This is a genomic window from Methylobacterium crusticola (genome assembly GCF_003574465.1).
GTDB classification, from domain to species: domain Bacteria; phylum Pseudomonadota; class Alphaproteobacteria; order Rhizobiales; family Beijerinckiaceae; genus Methylobacterium; species Methylobacterium crusticola.
In genome coordinates this window covers 1-3,419 of the sequence record NZ_KZ984680.1, presented here as the reverse complement: position 1 = coordinate 3,419, position 3,419 = coordinate 1, and the positions used below count along the sequence as shown (strand labels likewise).

Genomic DNA, 3,419 nt, shown 5'->3' with positions numbered 1-3,419 from the left:
GCGGGCGCCGCGCGACGGCGCGCCCGAGCGCCCCGGCGGCCCCGCGCGCGGGAGAAGCGGCCCCGCGCGCCGAGAGAAGCGGATTCCGCTTCGCCCCGACAGCCTCTATGGCGGAGGGGGCGGGGCTTCGCCTCGCCCGGATCATGAGGAGACTCGCATGAATCGCAAGGCGACCGCCGTGTGGCAGGGCAGCGGCAAGGACGGCAAGGGCCGTCTGACGACGCAATCGGGCGTGCTCTCGGAGAACCCCTACGGCTTCAACACCCGCTTCGAGAACGAGCCCGGCACGAACCCGGAGGAGCTGATCGCCGCCGCCCACGCGGGCTGCTTCACCATGGCGCTCGCCTTCCAGCTCCAGGGAGCGGGCCTCACCGCCCGGGAGATGCGCACGGAGGCGGTCGTCACCCTGGAGAAGGACGGCGACGGCTTCACCATCACCAGGTCGGCCCTGACCCTCAGCGCCGACATCCCGGGCATCGACAAGGCGAAGTTCGACGAGCTCGCCGGGATCGCCGAGAAGAACTGCCCGGTCTCGAAGCTGCTCAAGGCGGAGATCACGCTCGCCGCGACGCTGACCTCGGCGTGAGGCCTGTGCGTCCCGGGCCTGCGGGCCCGGGCGCCGGGACCGGAGGCACGGCCTCCGGTCCGACCGGGCGTCGGTCGTCTCCCGCGGGCTTCGGGCCGTCCCTACAGCATGCTCGGCAGGATGCGGTCCGGCGGGCGGTGGCCGTCCAGGAAGGTCTTGATGTTGATGATGACCTTCTCGCCCATGTCGACGCGGCTCTCGTGGGTGGCCGAGCCCATGTGGGGCAGCAGCACCACCTTGCCGGCGCGGGCGAGCTTGACGAGGCGGGGGCTCACGGCCGGCTCCTGCTCGAACACGTCGAGGCCGGCGCCGGCGATGTCGCCGACCTCGATCAGCCGCGCGAGGGCCGTCTCGTCGATCACCTCGCCGCGGGCGGTATTGACCACCACGGCCTCGGGCTTGAGCAGCTTGAGGCGGCGCGCCGACAGCAGGTGGTAGGTCGCCGGCGTGTGCGGGCAGTTGACCGAGACGATGTCCACCCGGGCCAGCATCTGGTCGAGGGATTCCCAGTAGGTCGCCTCGAGGTCCCCCTCGATGCGGCCCGAGACGCGGCGGCGGTTGTGGTAGTGGATCGAGAGGCCGAAGGCCTTGGCCCGCCGCGCCAGGGCCTGGCCGATGCGGCCCATGCCGACGATGCCGAGGCGCTTGCCGGTGATGCGGCGGCCGAGCATCCAGGTCGGCGACCAGCCGGAGGCCCAGGCATCGTCCGGGATGATGCGGGCGCCCTCGGTGACCCGCCGGGCCACCGCCAGGATCAGCGCCATGGTCATGTCGGCGGTGTCCTCCGTGAGGACGCCGGGCGTGTTGGTGACCGTGATGCCGCGCTGGAGCGCCACGCCGACGTCGATGTGATCGACGCCGTTGCCGAAATTCGCGATCAGGCGGAGGTTCGGCCCGGCCTGCGCGAGGAGCGAGGCATCGACCTCGTCGGTGACGGTGGGCACCAGCACGTCCGCCTCCTGGAGGGCGTGCGCCAGGGCCGGCCCGCTCAGGGGCTTGTCGTCGTGATTGAGGCGGGCGTCGAAGAGCTCGCGCATGCGCGTCTCCACCACGTCCGGCAGACGCCGGGTGACCACCACGAGCGGCTTGCGCTTCACCGACATGAACCCTCCCCGTCACCGGCCGGCCGTCCCACCCGGGAAGGGCGGAAGACAGCGCCCGGCGGCCTTGCTCCCGGCCTGCTCGGATGCACGATAGGCGACCTTCCGCCCCGGCGGAAAGCCCCGCCTTGGTGCGGCACGGCCCGGGCCGACGGGCGCCGCCCGGACGGGTGACACGCTCCGTTAACCACGTGTCGGCAACACACGATATCCGATCGCCCGGACGGCTCGGCGCGGAGCGCCACGCCCGGCTGCCTCTCTAGCAGAGGCGGACCGGAACACAATCCGGACCCGAGGANACCGTGCTCCCGCTCCTCGTTCCGGCCCTGCTCGCCGCCCTGGGCGCCGCGACGCCCGCCGCGGCGGCGCCGCCGGCGCCCGCGGCGCAGGAGGGCGGCGTCGGCGTCGGGCCGGTGACGAAGCTGCCGCTGCCGCGCTACGTCAGCCTCAAGACGGACCGGGTCAACCTGCGCGAGGGCCCCTCCAAGGACCACCGCACCCTCTGGGTCTTCCAGCGCGCGGGGCTCCCGGTCGAGATCGTGTCCGAGTTCGAGACCTGGCGCCGCATCCGCGACTCGGAGGGGACCGAGGGATGGGTGCTGCACTCGCTCCTGTCGGGGCGCCGCACCGCCGTGGTGCTGCCGCAGGGCGACAAGGCCGCCCCGGTGCCCCTCTACGCCCGGGCGGACGGCAGCGACGTGGTGGCGCAGCTCCAGGCGGGCGTGATCGGCAGCGTGAAGAGCTGCACCGGCAGCTGGTGCCGCCTCGTCGTGGCGCTGCCGCAGAAGCGGGGCGACGTCGACGGCTACCTGCGCCAGGACCGCCTCTGGGGCGTCTACCCGAACGAGAAGGTGGAGTAGGCCCGCCCCGGCCCGGCCCGGCCCGCGGGCGGCGGAGCGGCCCGCCGACCGGGCGTCCGCCCCGCCGGCAGGCGCTCCGACGCGAGAGGCCGCCGGTCCCTGGCGGGCGGCGGCCTCTCGCTGTCCGGAATCGGGATTGCGGGCTTGCCGCGCCTCAGGCCCGGCCGCCGCTGCGGCGGCGCAGGCGCACGATCACCTCGACGCCGGCGATCTCCATGCCCTCGGGAGGGTTGGGGAGTGCGTCGACCGTGATGCCGCAATCGGGCATGTCGAGCACCTGCCCCTCCTCCTCCAGGAAGAAGTGGTGGTGCTCGCTCGGGTTGGTGTCGAAGTAGGCCTTCGAGCCGTCGAGGGCGAGCTGGCGCAGCAGGCGCGCCTCGGTGAACTGGTGCAGGGTGTTGTAGACGGTCGCGAGCGAGACCGGGACCTTGGCCCGCATCGCCTCGTCGTAGAGCATCTCGGCCGTGAGGTGCCGGTCGCCCTTGCCGAACAGCAGCCAGCCGAGGGAGAGCCGCTGGCGGGTCGGGCGCAGGCCGGCCCGGCGCAGGCGGTCCCGCAGCTCCGACAGGGGGCAGCCGCGACGCTGCCCGGCCGCACCCGACTCGGCCTGGAGGGCCGGGGCGCGCGCGCTGAGCACGGCATGCAGGGGCGACAGGTCGTTCATCAGGGGAACTATCGGCTCTCGGGATGCGGCAGCACTGCCGACCTTTATAGGCACGCCGCCCTGCGCCCGCAACCCGAACGGCCCCGTCCGGGCGCAGATCAGAAGCGTTACAGGGTAGGCGCCCGGACCGGCTTTTTACGCCCCGGCGCAGGGGCTTGGCGCCCTGCGCGCCGGGCCGGGCGGCGGGCCGGGCCGCGGGCCCGGCGGCG

Annotated in this window: 4 protein-coding genes; 2 read left to right on the top strand and 2 right to left on the bottom strand. The window is 73.6% G+C overall.

Annotated features, from left to right (window positions below; all coding sequences use genetic code 11):
- Nucleotides 1-157: 157 nt before the first annotated feature.
- Nucleotides 158-586 carry an OsmC family protein gene (locus tag DT057_RS05810; protein WP_128561147.1) on the top strand — a complete coding sequence of 143 codons (429 nt, stop codon included), beginning with the start codon at nucleotides 158-160 and terminating at the stop codon, nucleotides 584-586.
- Between the two features lie 101 nt (nucleotides 587-687).
- On the opposite strand, the gene DT057_RS05805 is transcribed toward DT057_RS05810, so the two are convergent.
- Nucleotides 688-1,689: a 2-hydroxyacid dehydrogenase gene (locus DT057_RS05805; RefSeq protein ID WP_128561146.1), complete on the bottom strand. Its 1,002-nt coding sequence runs from the start codon at nucleotides 1,687-1,689 to the stop codon at nucleotides 688-690.
- A gap of 299 nt (nucleotides 1,690-1,988) precedes the next feature.
- On the opposite strand from DT057_RS05805, the gene DT057_RS05800 reads away from it, so the two are divergent.
- Entirely contained in the window at nucleotides 1,989-2,546 is a 558-nt protein-coding gene (locus DT057_RS05800) for an SH3 domain-containing protein (RefSeq protein WP_128561145.1), read from the top strand.
- Nucleotides 2,547-2,700: 154 nt separating this feature from the next.
- Here DT057_RS05800 and irrA read toward each other — a convergent pair whose 3' ends face one another.
- Entirely contained in the window at nucleotides 2,701-3,210 is a 510-nt protein-coding gene (gene irrA / locus DT057_RS05795) for an iron response transcriptional regulator IrrA (protein WP_128561144.1), read from the bottom strand.
- Nucleotides 3,211-3,419: the final 209 nt, after the last annotated feature.